The organism is Myceligenerans xiligouense (assembly GCF_003814695.1).
Taxonomy (GTDB): Bacteria; Actinomycetota; Actinomycetes; order Actinomycetales; family Cellulomonadaceae; genus Myceligenerans; species Myceligenerans xiligouense.
In genome coordinates this window covers 418611-434682 of record NZ_RKQZ01000001.1, presented here as the reverse complement: position 1 = coordinate 434682, position 16072 = coordinate 418611, and the positions used below count along the sequence as shown (strand labels likewise).

Below are 16072 nucleotides of genomic sequence, written 5' to 3'. Positions count from 1 at the left end.
GATCACTCGTCGGAGCCGTCCTCGGCCGCACCCTCGTCCGTCGAACCGTCGCCGGACTCGTCGGCCGACCCCCCGCCGGTGACCGCGGCCCTCAGCGAACCGGGCGTGGACCAGTCCTCGAACCGCTCGCCGTCGAGCATGACGGTCGGGGTCCCGAACTGGCCCGTCTGCGGGTTCGCGAGGTCCTCCGCCGACGTGGCCTGGTCGGTCGACGCCGTCACCCAGTCACGATAGGCGTCGGTGGCATCGCCGTCGGCGATGCCCTGTGCGACATCCGCCGGGACACCGGCCTGCTCGGCGAAGTCGGCGAGCTGCTGGTCGCTCAGGCCGGCGGAGTTCTCCGCCGGCTGGTTCGCGAACAGCAGGTCGTGGTACTCGATGAACGACTCGGGCGCCTGGTCGGCGACCCATGCCGCGGCGGACGCCGCGCGCGTCGAGTACTCGGTGCCGCTCGACATGCGGTCCAGGATCGCCACCGGGTGCACGACGAAGGCCACCTCGCCCCCCTCGCGCAGCTCGGCGATGTCCGCACCGTTGAGCGCCTCGAACTGGCCGCACACGGGGCACATGAAGTCGACGTAGACGTCGAGCTGCGGCGCGCCCTCGACGAGGGTGCCGGCCGCGCCGTCCTCGTCCACCGGGATTCCCGTCTCGTCCACCACGCCGGCGGGGACGGCGTCGGCCCGCTCGATCGGTGTCTTCTGGGACTCCGCGAAGATCAGCCAGATCGCCACACCCAGACCGGCGATGAGCACCCCGAGAAGGCTGAGGGTCACGATCCGGTACATCCGCTCGCGCCCCTGTGCCTTCTTCTGCATCGCGAGAGCCTCGGCGCGGGCGGCCTCACGCCGCTGAGCCTTGGTCAAGTTCGACATCGAGTCCTTCTCCTCGGTGCACGGCCCACCGGCCAGCAGTTTCCCGGCGCCACGGTGGTGGCGTCGCCCGGCAGTCCGTCGCCGGCGCACCACAGCCTATCCACAGCGCCCTGGGAGCGACCTGGGCATCACATCACTATTCCGTGACGGTCGGGGCCACCGGAGATCCCGTGGTCCGACGGCGGCCACGAGACGCACGGCGTCCCGCGACCACGCGGCGATCACCTCACGTCAGGCCGCTCGGCAAGCGGCCACCAGTCGATGACCAACGGGTCGGCGACGACGGCCGCCGCACCGAGCCCGACCACCGCCAGCGCGAGCACGACGACGAGTCCCGCGCCGAACCATCCCGGCGCCACCGTGGCCAGCAAGGGCCGCGCGCCGTCCCGCGTGAGCTGCGCGACGGGCCCCCACCACGTGAGCAGCATCGTGACGAGCATGGCCACGGCGAGCACCACCGTGTCGACGACCGGATCGTTCGCACCGCCCACCGAGCGGGACGCGAGATCGTCGAGCGGCAGCACGATCACCCGGCCCGGCGCGAACAGCCAGAACCCGCCGAGCGCCACGATCGCCCCCACCGCGCTCGCGATCAGCAGCGCGGGCAGCACCCCGAACACGGAGCGCACCAGGTACCAAGGCATGAGCAGCACCGCGCGGCCCGCCCCGCCCGACGTCGTCCGACGTCGCATCCGCCAGTTCCACATCTCGTTCTCCGCGGCGCCCGACGCCCGGCACAGCACGCACAGCACCACCAGCGCCGCGAGCGCCCAGCCCGGCCGGGTCGCGGCGACCGCGACGAGGGCTCCGCCCACGGCGGTGACGGTGCCGGTCCGGGCGGGGTAGCGGGTCCGCTGTCCACCGACGTGCGCCGGCGGCGTCTCCGGCCGCTCCGCGGGCACCGGCGCGACGGCATGGCCTCCGGAACCAGGGCGTCCCGGCCCCTGCGACCCGGGACTTTGCAGGCTCCCGACGGAATGGCTCCGCACCGACCGCGCGTGACCGGAGGGCGCGAGGGCGGGCTCGGTGGGTGCGACGACCGCCGTGACCGGGTCCGCCGTCGGGGTGACGGGCTCCACGACCGCCGTCGGGCCCGCCATCACCTGGGTGCGCCGGTCGCCGACGTGGTCGGCCGGGACGTCGGGGTCGGCCGCGCGCGCGGCCGCGACGAACGCTTCCGATGCGGCCCGCAGCGATCGCGCGACCTCCGTGGGCCCCCACCGTTCGACGGGCGTGGGCCGTAGCGCCGCTCCGAGCGCCCGGGAGATGCGCGGTTCGAGCCCGGCGAGGTCGGCGTCGCCCTCCCGGGAGCGCCGCAGGACGAGTTCGAGCGGCCGGACGCCGAACGGTGAGCGCCCGGTCGCCGCGAAGGCGAGGACGGCGGCCCAGCTCCACCAGTCCGTGTTGGGCACGGGGTCGCCGCCGTCGAGCAGTTCGGGCGCGAGGTAGCCGGGCGTGCCCATGACGTAGCCGGTTCGGGTGGCGCGCGCGTCGCCCGGCGCGTGGGCGAGGCCGAAGTCGATGAGCACGGGCCCGGTGGCGGAGATGAGGACGTTCGACGGCGTCAGGTCGCGGTGCACGACGCCGGCCGCGTGCACCGCTTCGAGGGCGTCGGCGAGCTGGTCGGCGAGTTCGTACAGGTCGCGTGGGTCGAGCGGGCCGCGCGCGTCCACCTCTTCCTCGAGGGTGGGCCCCTCGACGAGCTCCGTGACGATGAACGCCTCGGTGGCGTCGAACTCGACGTCGACGACGCTCGCGACCGCGGGGTGGTGCAGCCGTTGCAGGGCCTTGGCCTCGCGGCGAAGCCGTTCCCGCGCGCCGGCCTCGTCCCGTTCGGGCGTGAGCAGCTTGAGCGCGACGGCGTTGCCGCCGCCGTCCGTCGCGCGGTAGACGGTTCCCATCGCGCCGCTGCCGATCCGCCCCGTCACCGTGTAGCCGCCGACGACGGAGCCGGCGACGCGGTCGCGGAGAGAGACGGTGTCCGCGTCCGCCCGTTGTTCGGCGCCTTCGACGGCCCCTTCTGCTTCCATGGATCAAACGCTAGCGGGCGAATCTGGCCATCGCGCGGCAACTCACCTGTATTCGCCCTTGTGACCAGCAACGCAGTATCGATTTCGCCCGAAATGGGGTGATGGACATTACTGCGCGGACTTCCCGGGCGTCGCTACCCTGAACAAGGCAAGCGGGAGTCAACACAGTCGATACGGATTGAGGTGCAGATCGTTGCCAGGTAAAGACGGATACGACCTCGTCGTGGTGGCCAATCGCCTCCCCGTCGATTTCTCGGTGGGCCCTGCCGGGGATCTGGCCTGGCAGCGTTCTCCGGGGGGCCTCGTCACGGCCCTGGAACCGGTGATGCGCGCGGCACAGGGGGCATGGGTCGGCTGGTCGGGCGCTCCGGATCTGGCTCACGAGCCGTTCGACGCCGAGGGGATGCGCCTCGTGCCGGTCACCCTGAGCGCCGACGAGATCGAGCGCTACTACGAGGGTTTCTCCAACGACACGCTGTGGCCCCTCTACCACGACGTCATCGCACCACCCACGTACCACCGCCAGTGGTGGGACGCGTACCGGCGGGTCAACCAGCGGTTCGCCGACGCCGCCGCCGAGCAGGCCGCGCAGGACGCGACCGTGTGGGTGCACGACTACCAGTTGCAGCTCGTCCCGCGCATGCTCCGCGACCTGCGCCCGGACCTGCGCATCGGCTTCTTCGACCACATCCCGTTCCCCCCGGTGGAGCTCTTCGGGCAGCTGCCGTGGCGCCGGCAGATCGTGGACGGGTTGCTGGGGGCCGACGTCATCGGGTTCCAGCGCAACGGCGACGCCGCGAACTTCGTGCGGGCGGTGCGCCGGCTCACCGACTACGCGACACGCGGACCGGTCATCACCATGCCGGACGCCGAGGGCCGTCCTGGCCGGCACGTCCGCGCCCAGGCCTTCCCCATCTCGATCGACTCGCGCCGTTTCGACGAGCTCGCGCGCACGCCCGAGGTGCAGAACCGCGCCAAGGAGATCCGTGCGGATCTCGGCAACCCGGAGACCGTGTACCTGGGCGTCGACCGCCTCGACTACACCAAGGGCATCCGCCACCGCATCAAGTCCTACGGCGAGCTCCTCGAGGACGGCCGGCTGGACGTCACCCGTGCCACGTTCGTGCAGGTGGCCAGCCCGAGCCGGGAGAACGTCGGGGCCTACCAGGATCTGCGCGAGCACGTGGAGATCCTCGTGGGCCGCGTGAACGGCGAGTTCGGCGAGCTCGGCCACTCCGCCATCCACTACCTGCACCACTCCTACCCGCCCGAGGAGATGGCCGCCCTCTACCTCGCGGCGGACGTCATGCTCGTCACCGCGCTCCGCGACGGCATGAACCTCGTGGCCAAGGAGTACGTCGCCGCCCGGAGCGACGAGCGGGGCGTGCTCGTGCTGTCGGAGTTCACCGGCGCCGCGGACGAGCTCTCCCCCGGGCCGCTGCTGGTCAACCCGCACGACATCGACGGGATGAAGGACATCATCGTCGCGGCCGCGTCCATGGACCCGAAGGAGCAGCGCCGCCGGATGCGCCGCTTGCGCCGCAAGATCATGACCGACGACGTCGCCAAGTGGTCGGAGTCCTTCCTCTCCGTGCTCTCCGCGGTGCAGCCTCAGGTCTCGGCCGAGCCGCGCAGCGTGGAGGCGTCGGGCACTCTCGCGGACTCGCTGCGGGCTTTCGCCGCCCAGCCCGCCGGCCGCCGTCGTCGGCGGAACGCGAGGCCCTCCGTCGCCTGGCTCGTCGCCTCCGACTTCGACGGCACGCTCTCCCAGCTCGTCGACGACCCGAAGGCAAGCCGGATGACGCCGGCCGCGCGGGCCGCCGCCGACCGGATCGCCGCCCTGGCCGACGAGCTGCCCGTGCGCCTCGCCCTCGTCTCGGGACGCGACCTGCACGACCTGGCCGAGGTGACCGAGGCGCCGCCCGGAACGTTCCTCGTCGGTTCGCACGGCGCCGAGACGGGCCGCGCCACCGACGACGGCATCCAGTCCGTGCCGCTTCAGCTCTCCCCCGCCCAGCACACCCAGCTCGACGCCCTGATCGCCGGGTTCGAGGCGGCCGCCGCGGACCGCGAGGGCGTGTGGGTGCAGACGAAGCCGGGGGCCGCCGTCGTCCACACGCGCCTGGCGGGGGCCGACGACGCCGCCGCCGTGACGGTGGCGGCCGACGAGGTCGCCGCGAACCTCGGGCTGCAGCCCATGCACGGCAAGGACGTCGTCGAGGTGTCGGTGGTGTCGACGTCGAAGGGCGAGGCCCTGCGCCAGCTGCGCGACGTCGTCGCGGACGAGACCGGCGCACAGACCGTGCGGATCTTCTACTCCGGCGACGACACGACGGACGAGCACGCCTTCGCCGCGCTGGAGGCCGGGGACCTTGCCGTGAAGATCGGCACGGGCGACACCCTGGCCCAGCATCGGCTGCCGGACGCGGACACGCTCGCCGTCGTCCTCGAACGGATTGCCGATGAGCTGACCCCGTCATGACCGCTGCTGGGGGTCATCACCTGGCCTCTTGACCGGTGGATAGTGGTTCCCCTTCCAGACGGGGTACTATCACGCTGCAATCTGTGTCACCGCCGACACGCAAGTGGAAGCAACGACACCCGACACAACGGATCGTCCGGCACGTACCTGCCGGTGGAGGGAAGTCTCACCATGGCTACGGTCACTTTCGACAAGGCGACGCGCGTCTACCCGGGCACGGAGAAGCCCGCGGTCGACCAGCTCGACCTGCACGTGGAGGACGGCGAGTTCCTCGTCCTCGTCGGCCCCTCGGGCTGCGGCAAGTCCACGTCGCTGCGCATGCTCGCCGGCCTCGAGGACGTCAACGGCGGTGCCATCCTGATCGGTGACCGTGACGTCACCGACGTGCAGCCCAAGGACCGCGACATCGCGATGGTCTTCCAGAACTACGCGCTGTACCCGCACATGTCCGTCGCGGACAACATGGGCTTCGCGCTCAAGATCGCCGGTACCCCGAAGGCGGAGATCCGCCAGCGGGTCGAGGAGGCGGCGAAGATCCTCGACCTCACCGAGTACCTCGACCGCAAGCCGAAGGCGCTGTCCGGTGGTCAGCGTCAGCGTGTCGCCATGGGCCGCGCCATCGTGCGCCAGCCGCAGGTGTTCCTCATGGACGAGCCGCTGTCGAACCTCGACGCCAAGCTCCGCGTGCAGACCCGTACGCAGATCGCGTCGCTCCAGCGCCGCCTCGGCGTCACCACGGTCTACGTCACGCACGACCAGACCGAGGCGCTCACCATGGGTGACCGCATCGCCGTGCTCTCGGCCGGTGTCCTGCAGCAGGTCGGCACGCCGCGCGAGATGTACGACAAGCCGGCCAACGTGTTCGTCGCGGGCTTCATCGGCTCCCCGGCCATGAACATCGGCACGTTCGACATCACGGACGGCAAGGCGCAGGTGGGCGGCGCGTCCCTCGCGCTGGACCGCGGCGTCGCGGAGGGCATCACGGCCGCCGACGGCGGGCGGGTCACCCTGGGCTTCCGCCCGGAGGCTCTCGACGTCGTCTCCTCCGACAGCGAGGGCGCGTTCCAGGTCGACGTCACGCTGGTCGAGGAGCTCGGTTCCGACGCGTTCGTGTACGGCACCCTGAAGAACGGCGGCAACCTGCACGCCGGCGACACCAACCAGGTGATCGTGCGCATCGACCCGCGCAACGTGCCGGACAAGGGCGACACGATCTCCGTCACGATCAAGCCGGACCAGACCCACGCGTTCTCCGCCTCGACGGGCGAGCGCCTGGGCTGAGGCCCCGGCCCCGCCGCCGGCGGGGTGGTACCACGGCCGCGGATGTCGCAGCGGCGTGCTGGTACGGAGAAGCAGTGACACAGCGCCGTAGAGGTACTCCTCCTCTACGGCGCTGTGTCAGTCTGCGACAGCACCGACCCAGGAGACAGGCATGACCCAGAACCTGCAGATCACCGCGGCGCGGCCCGACCCCGCGCTGCTCGACCTGCCCTGGGACCTCCCGCTGGCCTCGTGGCCCGACGACGTCCTCGCCGCGCTCCCCCGCGGCATCTCCCGCCACGTGGTGCGGTTCGTGCGGCTCTCGGGACGCGTGATCGCCATCAAGGAGATCGGGGAGTCGGTCGCCTACCGCGAGTACGAGCTCCTGCGCCGGCTGAACCGGCTGGACGTGCCGTCGGTGGTGCCGGTCGGTGTCATCACCGGGCGGCGGGACGCGAACGGCGAGCGACTCGAGGCCGTCCTGGTCACCGAGCACCTGCAGTTCTCGCTGCCGTACCGCGCGCTGTTCAGCCAGGCGCTGCGGCCGGACACGGCCACCCGTCTCATCGACGCTCTCGCCGTCCTGCTCGTCCGCCTGCACCTGGTGGGCTTCTACTGGGGCGACGTGTCCCTGTCCAACACGCTGTTCCGGCGTGACGCCGAGACGTTCTCCGCCTACCTGGTCGACGCCGAGACCGGCGACCTGCACCGGGAACTCACCCGGGGCCAGCGCAACTACGACATCGACCTCGCCCGCACCAACATCATCGGCGAGCTGATGGATCTGGCCGCGGGGGAGATGCTCGACGAGGAGGTCGACGAGATCGGCATCGGTGACGCCCTCGTCGAGCGGTACAACGAGCTGTGGGAAGCGCTGACGGGTGCGGAGTACTTCGTCGCCGACGACCGCTGGCGCGTCGATGCCCACATCGAGCGTCTGAACCGCCTCGGGTTCGACGTCGGAGAGCTGGAGATGACCACGGACATCGACGGCACCACCGTACGGATCCAGCCCAAGGTGGTCGATGCCGGCCATCACTCCAACCGGCTCTTCCGCCTCACCGGGCTCGACGTCCAGGAGAACCAGGCGCGCCGGCTGCTCAACGACCTCGACTCGTACGCCGCCGCGACGGGTCAGCAGAACGACGGCGAACAGCTCGTGGCGCACGACTGGCTGCGCAAGGCCTTCGAGCCGACCGTGAGCGCCGTCCCGCGCGAGCTGCGGCGCAAGCTGGAGCCCGCGCAGATCTTCCACGAGGTGCTGGACCACCGCTGGTACGTCTCCGAGCGCGCGGGACACGACATCCCGCTCCCGGAGGCCGTCGCCTCCTACGTCGAGAACGTGCTGCGGCACCGCCCCGACGAGAAGTCCCTCCTGGGCCTGCCGCCGGGCGAGCAGCCCAGCGAGGACGACCCGGAGTCGGACTACTTCCACCTGTCGACGTGACGTCGGCCGCGCCGCGGTCCCACCCGCGCGGTCGACGTCCGCGTCCGGCCGCCGACGTGATCCCCGCCTGTGGAAAACCCGCCGCGCGCCACCGGGCCCGCCGGTAGGCTGGTCAGGTGAACATTCGCCTGTACGACACCGCCACGCGGGAAATGCGTGACCTCCACCCCGTCAACCCGGGCGAGGTCAGCATCTACCTGTGTGGTGCCACCGTGCAGAGCGCACCGCACGTCGGCCACCTGCGCCCGGCCGTCGCCTTCGACGTGCTGCGCCGCTGGCTCGTGCGCCAGGGCTTGAAGGTGACGATGATCCGGAACGTCACCGACATCGACGACAAGATCCTCGCCAAGGCGGCGGCAGCAGGTGTCGAGTGGTGGGCGCATGCCGCCACGTTCGAACGCGTCTTCACGCGCGCGTACGACGCGCTCGGCGTCCTGCCGCCCACCTACGAGCCGCGCGCCACCGGTCACATCCCCGAGATGATCGCCCTGATCCAGGACCTGATCGACGCCGGCCACGCGTACGCCACCACGGAGGGGAACGTCTGGTTCGACGTCCGGTCCTGGCCCGCCTACGGCGAGCTCACCCGGCAGAAGCTGGAGGATCTCGGCATCGAGGACGACGGCGTCGCGCCCTCGGAGGCCGATGCCGTCGCGGCGCAGAAACGCGACCCCCACGACTTCGCCCTGTGGAAGGCACCGCGCCCCGGCGAGCCGGAGACGGCATCCTGGGACACCCCGTGGGGCCGCGGGCGGCCCGGGTGGCACCTGGAGTGCTCGGCGATGGCGCACCGCTACCTGGGCGCCGACTTCGACATCCACGGCGGCGGCCTCGACCTGCGGTTCCCGCACCACGAGAACGAGCAGGCGCAGTCCCGCGCCGCGGGGGACGGCTTCGCGCGGTCCTGGATGCATGTCGCGTGGGTGACGCAGCGCGGCACCAAGATGTCCAAGTCGCTGGGCAACGGGCTCCTGGTGAGCGAGCTGCTGGAGCGGACACCGGCGGCCGTCGTGCGCTACGCGCTCGTGTCCGTGCAGTACCGCTCCATGCTGGAGTGGACACCGGACACCCTGGACGAGGCGCACGCCGCGTGGGACAGGCTGTCCGGGTTCGTCACCAGGGCCACCGAGGTGGTCGGTACCGTGCCCGCCGACGAGGTCGCCAAGGCGGACGTCCCGGAGGACTTCGCCGCCGCCATGAACGACGATCTCAACGCCCCGGCCGCGTTCGCCGTCGTGCACGAGCACCTGCGTGCCGGCAACAGCGCGCTGGCTTCCGGTGACGGAGACGCGGCGCGTACCGAGCTGGTGGCGGTCCGTGCGATGCTGGACGTGCTCGGGCTCGACCCCGTGGATCCACAGTGGGCCGCACCCGCCGGGGACCGGCACGCCGCGGCGCTCGACGCTCTGGTCACGGCGGAGCTCGAGGCGCGTGTGGCGGCACGCGGCGCGAAGGACTGGGCCACGGCGGATGCCATCCGCGACCGGCTCACGGCCGCGGGAATCGAGGTCCAGGACTCCGCGGACGGCGCCCGCTGGGCGCTGGCCGGGTCCTGACCGGATCTCCGGCCCGCACCCTCGCTCGAAACTGGCCGTCGCAACCGCCGCCTAGCGGCCGGAAGGAACTCACCATGGCAGGAAACTCGGAACGTCGCGGCGCGACACGCAAGCCCGGCAGCAAGAAGGGTGCGCAGGTCGGCACCGGCGGGCACAGCCGCAAGGCGCTGCGCGGAAAGGGCCCGACGCCCAAGGCGGAGGACCGCGTCTACCATCCCGCGCACCAGCGCAAGCTCGCGGCCGAGAGGCGGGCCGCCCGTCAGGAGCAGCACGCTCCGGCCCGCGGGCCGGCCGCGAAGAACCGGCGCCGCGGCGACGCGACGGAGATCGTGGCGGGGCGCAACGCCGTGCTGGAGGCACTGCGCGCGGACATGCCGGTGAACTGCGTGTACATCGCCTCGCGCCTGGACTCCGACGACCGCACCGAGGAGATCCTCAAGCTGGCGGCCGCGCGGTCCCTGAAGTTCGTCGAGGGGTCCAAGCTGGAGCTCGACCGGCTGACGGACAACGCCGTGCACCAGGGCATCGCGATCCAGGTCCCGCCGTACGACTACGCCGAGGCCGACGACCTGCTCGACGCGGCGGCGGCCGCGGGCCAGGCTCCGCTCGTCGTGGCGCTCGACGGCGTGACCGATCCCCGCAACCTCGGTGCCGTGCTCCGGTCCGCCGGAGCGTTCGGGGCGCACGGCGTGCTCGTGCCGGAGCGGCGGGCGGCGGGCATGACGGCCTCCGCCTGGAAGGTTTCCGCCGGTGCGGCCGCCCGCGTCCCGGTCGCCCGGGCGACGAACCTGACCCGGGAGCTCGAGTCGCTGAAGAAGGCCGGCTGCTTCGTGGTGGGCCTCGACGCCGACGCCGACATGGAGGTGGGTGACGTCGCCTTCGCGACCGACCCGCTGGTCCTGGTGGTGGGCTCGGAGGGGAAGGGGCTGTCCCGGCTGGTGCGCGAGGCCTGCGACGCGGTGGCGTCCATCCCGATCGCCGCGACCACGGAGTCCCTCAACGCGGCCGTGGCCGGCGGTATCGCCCTCTACGAGGTGGCCAGGCAGCGGCGAAGGGCCTGACGCGGCGGGCGCCCGGAGCGACGACGAGGCTCCGGGCGCCCGGAGCGGCTACGAGACGGCGTCGACCAGCCGCGCCACGTGCCGGTGCCCGATGGCCTCGTAGCCCACCACGCTCACCGCGGGCGCCAGCATCACCAGGAGCAGGCACCACGCCATCCCCACGCCGGTGGCGGCCGCGGCCACGGCCGCGATCAGCAGCACCCCGGCACCTGCCACGAGCAGAAGATGCAGGCGGTGCGCGCTCTTCGTCACGGCCATGAAGATCAGGTAGTCGGCCAGGATGAAGACTCCGACCGGCACGGCCACGGCCAGCACGGTCCCGGTCGCGCCCAGGTGCGACTCCCCCTCGAGGTAGTAGGCGGCGACGTGCAGGCCGGCGCCCACCGCCGCGAGCGCCGCGAAGACGACGATGTGCCCGTAGCCCCAGACGAACGAACGTTCACGGTGCGCCTGCAGCATCGCGGCGGCCGGCGTCATCCAGTAGGTCCACCACAGGCCGAAGGTCAGCGCCATCCCGGCGAACGCGACGAGGGCCGCGTCAAGGGTCCAGCCCTGGTGCTCGACGACGGCGCTCAGCGAGGCCACCGTGCCGATGACACCCTCGCCGAGCGTGATGATGACGAGCAGCCCGTACCGCTCGGTGATGTGGTGTGCGTGCCAGGGGGTGCCACGCAGGGCCGGGCCGGCCTGGGCCGCGCCGCTCTGCCCGGTCCCGGCGCGGACCGTCCGCTCGGCGATCCACGGCCCGGCCATCTCGACCACCATGAGCAACCCGGCGATGAGGAAGAACGTCCCCGCGCCGGTCGGCGTGACGGCGAGGACCACCCAGCCGACCTGGCTCACCACCAACGCCCAGACGTACCGGAGGCAGGTGGGACGGTACTCGGGCGAGTCGCGGGCCGCGCGCAGCCACTGCACGAGCATCGCCAGGCGCATGACGACGTAGCCGGCCACGATGACCTCGTTGTGCAGCCGGCCGCCCTCGTCGAGGCTGTGGAACATCTCCGGCAGGCCGAGGGCGAGCACCACGACGCCGGTCATCTGCACCATGGTGGTCACGCGGTAGAACCAGTCATCGGTGTCGAACGCGGAGGCGAACCAGGTGAAGTTGATCCATGCCCAGCACACCGCGAACATCGCGAAGGCGAAACCGATCACCGCCGGCCCGATGCGGCCTTCCGCGACGAGGTGGGCCGCCTGCTCGCCGGCGACGCCGAAGCCGATCACGAACGCCAGATCGAACAGCAGCTCGAGCGGCGTCGCCGCGCGGTGGGGGTCCTGGGGATCGCGTCCCCGCATGGGCCGCACTCGGTGATGTAGCTGAGACATGGCCCCCATCCTGCCTGAAGCGAGGCGACCGGTCAGCCGAAGTTCTTGCCCTCGCCCCGGTACGTCGGGACCGAATCGACGACCTCGTCGCCACGGACCAGGTGCACCTCGTCGAACCGTTCCATGAGCTCGCCGGCCTTCGCGTGCCGGAACCAGGCACGGTCCCCGGCACGCAACGCCTCCTGCCTGCCGGAACGCCTGCGGCGCAGCGGTGTCTGCACCTCGCCCGCCCCCTCCGATCCGGTGAGCTGCCAACCGGGGGTGACGACCCTGGGCAGCCTCGAGGTGGCCGCCGGTCCCGACGCGATGTATCCGCCGGAGAAGGCGGTCACCCAGCCGGGTGCGGGCTCCCGTACGACGTCGAGTCCGAAGAACGCGGCGGGCCGCGGCCGGAACGCCCGGTAGCCGTCGAACAGCCCGGGCGTGTACAGACCCGAGCCGGCGGTCACCTCGGTGACGCCGGGCGCGGCGGCGGAGGTCTCCAGCGATCCCGTTCCCCCGGAGTTCACGAGGTCGAGATCGTGCCCGACGGCGTCCCGCGCGGCGGCGACGAGATCGGGTCGACGGCGGTCGAGGTCCCGCACCGAGAGCCGCTTCACGAGGCGGACCGCCGGGCTGGAATCGGGCAGCCCGGCCACCTGCGCCTCGTAGAACATCAGGCCGCGCAGCCGGACACCGCGGGTGCGGGCGACGCGGGAGGCGAGCCGGCCGACGTCGTCGGGCGTCCGCAGCGGCGAGCGGCGCACGCCGAGATGGGCCGAGGCGAGCCGGAGGCTCGCGTCGACGTCGAGGCAGACACTCAGGGACGCGAAGTGCTCCCCGGGGTCGGCGGCGCCACCCGGCGTGCCGCTCCCGGACTCGCCCGTCGGCTCGGCGGCACCGGCGGCGGCCGTGACCCCGGCGGCGGTCACCGCGGCGACCGCGTCCGCGATCAGCTCCAGGTGCAGCGGCGAGTCGATCATCAGTGTCACCGCGCGCCGGGCGACGGGGTCTGCCGCGAGTTCCGCGAGCGCGGCCCGGTCGACACTCGGGTAGCCCACGAGCACGTCGTCGATCCCCTGGGAGGCGAGCCATCGTGCCTCCCGTGGCGAGTAGGCCATGACGCCGGAGAACCCGGCGTCCAGGGCCCGTTCGATCAGGGGCCGGACGCGCACCGACTTGCTGGCCAGCCGCACGGGCATGCCACCGGCACGAGACAGCAGGTCGCGGACGTTGGCGTCGAACCGGTCGAGGTCGACGACGGCCACGGGGGCGGGCAGGTGCGCCGTCGCCGCCTTCAGGCGTGCCGTCAGGGGACTGGCGGGCCGGTCTGTCGCGGCCCCGCCGTCGCCTCCGCCCCGGGCAGGTTGCTCGCTCACCGGCCCGTGCCCTCCGCCGCGCGCCGGCCTCATCCGAGCACCTTCCGGGTGTAGCGGTTGTGGAACACGCCCTCCGGGTCGTGCTCGAGGCGTACCCGCGCGGCGTCGTCGAACCGGGGGTAGAGCGGGGCGAGATCGCCGGCGTCACGGGTGTGCAGCTTGCCCCAGTGCGGCCGTCCGCCCGCGGTCACGAAGATGCGCTCGGCGGCCTCGAAGTACCGCGTGTACGGGAGCCGCCAGTACTGGTGAACGGCGACGTAGGCGGTCTCGCGCCCGTGGGCGGTGGACAGCCAGACGTCGTCGGGCGCGGCGAACCGCACCTCGATCGGGAACGGCACGTTCTCCCCGGACGCGCGCAGCCAGTCGTCCACCTCGGTGATGACGTCCCGGACGCGCTCGCGCGGGATCGCGTACTCCATCTCGCGGAACCGCACCCGCCGCCGCGTGCAGAACACCTGGTACGACGGCGCCTGGTAGGTCCGCGCCGACAGCCCGCGGGCCGAGACCGCGTTGAGCCGGGGCGTCAGCCCGCCGAACGCGGTGGCGAGGCGGTTGACCATCTCGAACGCTCCGTTCGAGAGCAGCTCCTCGTCCAGGAACGAGCGCGCGGCGCGGCGCGCCCGCGCGACCCGGCCGGCGGGTGCGGGCTCGACGCGGGTGTTGCGCAGGGTGAGCGCCCGCCCCGTGACGGGGAAGAAGTAGAGCTCGAAGTGGTCGCTCGTCGCGACGACGCCGTCGGGCCCGTCGAGCGACTCCAGCGCCTCGGCCAGGGGGACGGGCCGTTCCTCGGCCACCAGGTCGTAGGCGGGGACCACCTCCAGGGTGACGGCGCTGAGCACGCCGGTCGTGCCCAGGCCGAGCCGCGACGCCTCGAAGAGCGGGTCCCCGGGCCCGACGTCGTGCACCGTGCCGTCCACGCCGATCACGCGCAGGCCGCGAACCTGCGTCGCGAGCCCGCCGAGGCGGGCGCCGGTGCCGTGCGTGCCCGTGGAGATCGCGCCCGCGATCGACTGGCGGTCGATGTCGCCGAGGTTGCGCATCGCCAGCCCGCGCGCGGCGAGCATGCGGTTGAGCTGGTGCAGCCGCACCCCGGCGCCGACGGTGACCAGCGCGTTCCCGGTCTCGGGAAGGCGTTCCACACGTTCGAGCCCGCTGACGTGGTCCAGGCTCAGCAGCATGCCCGACGTCGTCGCCGCGGGCGTGAACGAGTGGCCGCCGCCGACCGCCCGGACGGAACGGCCGTCGGCGGCCGCGCGGGCGACCACCTCGGCGAGCTCCGCCTCGGACCGCGGCCGCGCTCGGCCGGCCGGGCTGCACGTGGCGGTGCGGGCCCAGTTGCTCCAGATCAACGGCTGGGACGTGGGGGCACGGTGAGCGACGTCGGACACGGGGGCACTATCCCATGGCTTCGGCGCCACGAACAGGGGTGAGGACGCTGCTCGCGGGTTCCCCGGCCCGGCACGCACTCGTCGGCGCGCCGGGGGCCCGGCCGCTCACTTCCGGTCGAACGCGGGCTCCATGTAGCCGAGCACGAGGCTCGCCAGCTCGTAATAGGCCTTCTGCGCCGCCTCGTCGTCCCGGTCCACGAGCCACCCGATCTCGATGCCGTCGATCTGCTGGGCGACGAACCGTGCCAGGAACTCGATGTCCACCGAGAAGCGCGAGGCGGCACGATCGGCGAGTTTGACCAGGTACTCCCGCGTCAGCCGGTAACTCTGGTCCAGGTGCGCCTGCGCCACCTCGCGAAGCACCCGGGAGCGCACCCCGGCCAGGGCGAACTCGAAGGTCAGGAGCCGCATGTGCTGGTTCTGCTTGAGGCCGTCGAGCATCGAGTTCGCGGACGCCTCGACCAGCGCCTCCGGGTCATGACCCTGGTCGAGCGCGGCGAGCGCGGGCTCCGAGGCCGTGAGGGCGATCGCGCGCCCCATCGCACGCAGCATCTCGGCCTTGTCCTCGAAGCAGTAGTGCACCGTACCGAGAGAGATCTCGGCCTCCTGCGCCACCGCGCGCACCGAGACCGCTTCCACACCCTCGCGGAGAGCGACCCGCAGCCCGGCTTCGACGATCTCCTGGCGCCGTTCCTCGAGCGTCTTGCGCCTGCTCACACGCGCTTCGGTCATGAGATCTCCCCGTCCGGCATCGCCGCATCCGCCGCAGAGGATGTGGGCGGCGTCGTGAACACCAGCGCCGTGGCGATTGCCGCGACGCCCTCACCGCGGCCCGTGAGGCCCAGCCCGTCGGTGGTCGTCGCGGATAGGTTGACGGGAGCACCCGCGGCGGCACCGAGGGCAGCCGCGGCCTCCGCGCGACGCGGGCCGATCTTCGGACGATTACCGATCACCTGAACAGACACGTTCCCTATGGTGAACCCTGCGGCACGAACTCGCCTAGCAGCCTCGGCCAGCAGTTTCGTCCCGGATGCTCCGGACCACTCCGGCTCGGCCGTACCGAAGTTCGTCCCGAGGTCACCGATACCTGCCGCGGCGAAGATCGCGTCGGCGGCGGCGTGGGCGGCCACGTCCGCGTCGGAGTGCCCGTCGAGGCCCCGCTCCCCCGGCCAGTGCAGGCCGCCGAGCCACATCTCGCGGCCGGAGCCTTCCGGGGCGAAAGCATGCACGTCCGTTCCGATACCGGTCCGCGGCACGGGCCACGACGGCGCGCGCTCGGCGTTCAC

General features: G+C 72.3%; 12 protein-coding genes. 5 read left to right on the top strand and 7 right to left on the bottom strand.

Translation table 11 applies throughout. The features are described from left to right. Positions 1-2 precede the first annotated feature (2 nt). A complete protein-coding gene (locus EDD34_RS01875) occupies positions 3-875 on the bottom strand; it encodes a DsbA family protein (RefSeq protein ID WP_123813063.1) in 873 nt (290 codons plus the stop codon). Between the two features lie 221 nt (positions 876-1096). Beyond that, the gene (locus EDD34_RS01870; protein WP_123813062.1) at positions 1097-2905 is read right to left on the bottom strand and encodes a serine/threonine-protein kinase; all 1809 of its coding nucleotides are present in this window, start codon (positions 2903-2905) and stop codon (positions 1097-1099) included. A 193-nt stretch (positions 2906-3098) separates the two neighbouring features. Between EDD34_RS01870 and EDD34_RS01865 the strand changes: the two genes are divergently transcribed. The 5 genes from EDD34_RS01865 (at position 3099) to rlmB (ending at position 10711) form a co-directional block, all read left to right on the top strand. After that, positions 3099-5387 (top strand): bifunctional alpha,alpha-trehalose-phosphate synthase (UDP-forming)/trehalose-phosphatase, encoded by a 2289-nt coding sequence (locus EDD34_RS01865; RefSeq protein WP_123813061.1) that lies wholly within the window; start codon positions 3099-3101, stop codon positions 5385-5387. 171 nt (positions 5388-5558) lie between these two features. After that, complete coding sequence (locus EDD34_RS01860; protein WP_123813060.1) at positions 5559-6668, top strand: ABC transporter ATP-binding protein; 1110 nt, start codon at positions 5559-5561, stop codon at positions 6666-6668. Between the two features lie 151 nt (positions 6669-6819). Then, positions 6820-8094 carry a DUF4032 domain-containing protein gene (locus tag EDD34_RS01855; protein ID WP_123813059.1) on the top strand — a complete coding sequence of 425 codons (1275 nt, stop codon included), beginning with the start codon at positions 6820-6822 and terminating at the stop codon, positions 8092-8094. 116 nt (positions 8095-8210) lie between these two features. Further along, positions 8211-9650: a cysteine--tRNA ligase gene (gene cysS / locus EDD34_RS01850; RefSeq protein WP_123813058.1), complete on the top strand. Its 1440-nt coding sequence runs from the start codon at positions 8211-8213 to the stop codon at positions 9648-9650. Positions 9651-9724: 74 nt separating this feature from the next. Beyond that, positions 9725-10711 carry a 23S rRNA (guanosine(2251)-2'-O)-methyltransferase RlmB gene (gene rlmB, locus EDD34_RS01845; protein ID WP_123813057.1) on the top strand — a complete coding sequence of 329 codons (987 nt, stop codon included), beginning with the start codon at positions 9725-9727 and terminating at the stop codon, positions 10709-10711. Positions 10712-10759: 48 nt separating this feature from the next. Here the strand turns inward: rlmB and EDD34_RS01840 are convergent, their stop codons facing one another. The 5 genes from EDD34_RS01840 to ispF form a co-directional block, all read right to left on the bottom strand. Next, on the bottom strand, positions 10760-12040 hold the full coding sequence (locus EDD34_RS01840) for a low temperature requirement protein A (protein WP_211341468.1): 1281 nt from the start codon (positions 12038-12040) through the stop codon (positions 10760-10762). A gap of 32 nt (positions 12041-12072) precedes the next feature. Beyond that, positions 12073-13398: a type III PLP-dependent enzyme domain-containing protein gene (locus tag EDD34_RS01835; RefSeq protein ID WP_342774775.1), complete on the bottom strand. Its 1326-nt coding sequence runs from the start codon at positions 13396-13398 to the stop codon at positions 12073-12075. A 29-nt stretch (positions 13399-13427) separates the two neighbouring features. Further along, complete coding sequence (locus EDD34_RS01830) at positions 13428-14747, bottom strand: D-arabinono-1,4-lactone oxidase (protein WP_123816259.1); 1320 nt, start codon at positions 14745-14747, stop codon at positions 13428-13430. A gap of 144 nt (positions 14748-14891) precedes the next feature. Further along, complete coding sequence (locus tag EDD34_RS01825; RefSeq protein ID WP_123813055.1) at positions 14892-15518, bottom strand: TetR/AcrR family transcriptional regulator; 627 nt, start codon at positions 15516-15518, stop codon at positions 14892-14894. Beyond that, entirely contained in the window at positions 15515-16072 is a 558-nt protein-coding gene (gene ispF, locus EDD34_RS01820) for a 2-C-methyl-D-erythritol 2,4-cyclodiphosphate synthase (protein ID WP_123813054.1), read from the bottom strand. Before ispF ends, EDD34_RS01825 begins: the two co-directional genes overlap by 4 nt.

Coding starts and splice junctions, on each gene's coding strand:
- EDD34_RS01875 (WP_123813063.1), bottom strand. CDS start 875: ATGTCGAACTTGACCAAGGCTCAGCGGCGTGAGGCCGCCCGCGCCGAG.
- EDD34_RS01870 (WP_123813062.1), bottom strand. CDS start 2,905: ATGGAAGCAGAAGGGGCCGTCGAAGGCGCCGAACAACGGGCGGACGCG.
- EDD34_RS01860 (WP_123813060.1), top strand. CDS start 5,559: ATGGCTACGGTCACTTTCGACAAGGCGACGCGCGTCTACCCGGGCACG.
- EDD34_RS01855 (WP_123813059.1), top strand. CDS start 6,820: ATGACCCAGAACCTGCAGATCACCGCGGCGCGGCCCGACCCCGCGCTG.
- rlmB (WP_123813057.1), top strand. CDS start 9,725: ATGGCAGGAAACTCGGAACGTCGCGGCGCGACACGCAAGCCCGGCAGC.
- EDD34_RS01840 (WP_211341468.1), bottom strand. CDS start 12,040: ATGTCTCAGCTACATCACCGAGTGCGGCCCATGCGGGGACGCGATCCC.
- EDD34_RS01825 (WP_123813055.1), bottom strand. CDS start 15,518: ATGACCGAAGCGCGTGTGAGCAGGCGCAAGACGCTCGAGGAACGGCGC.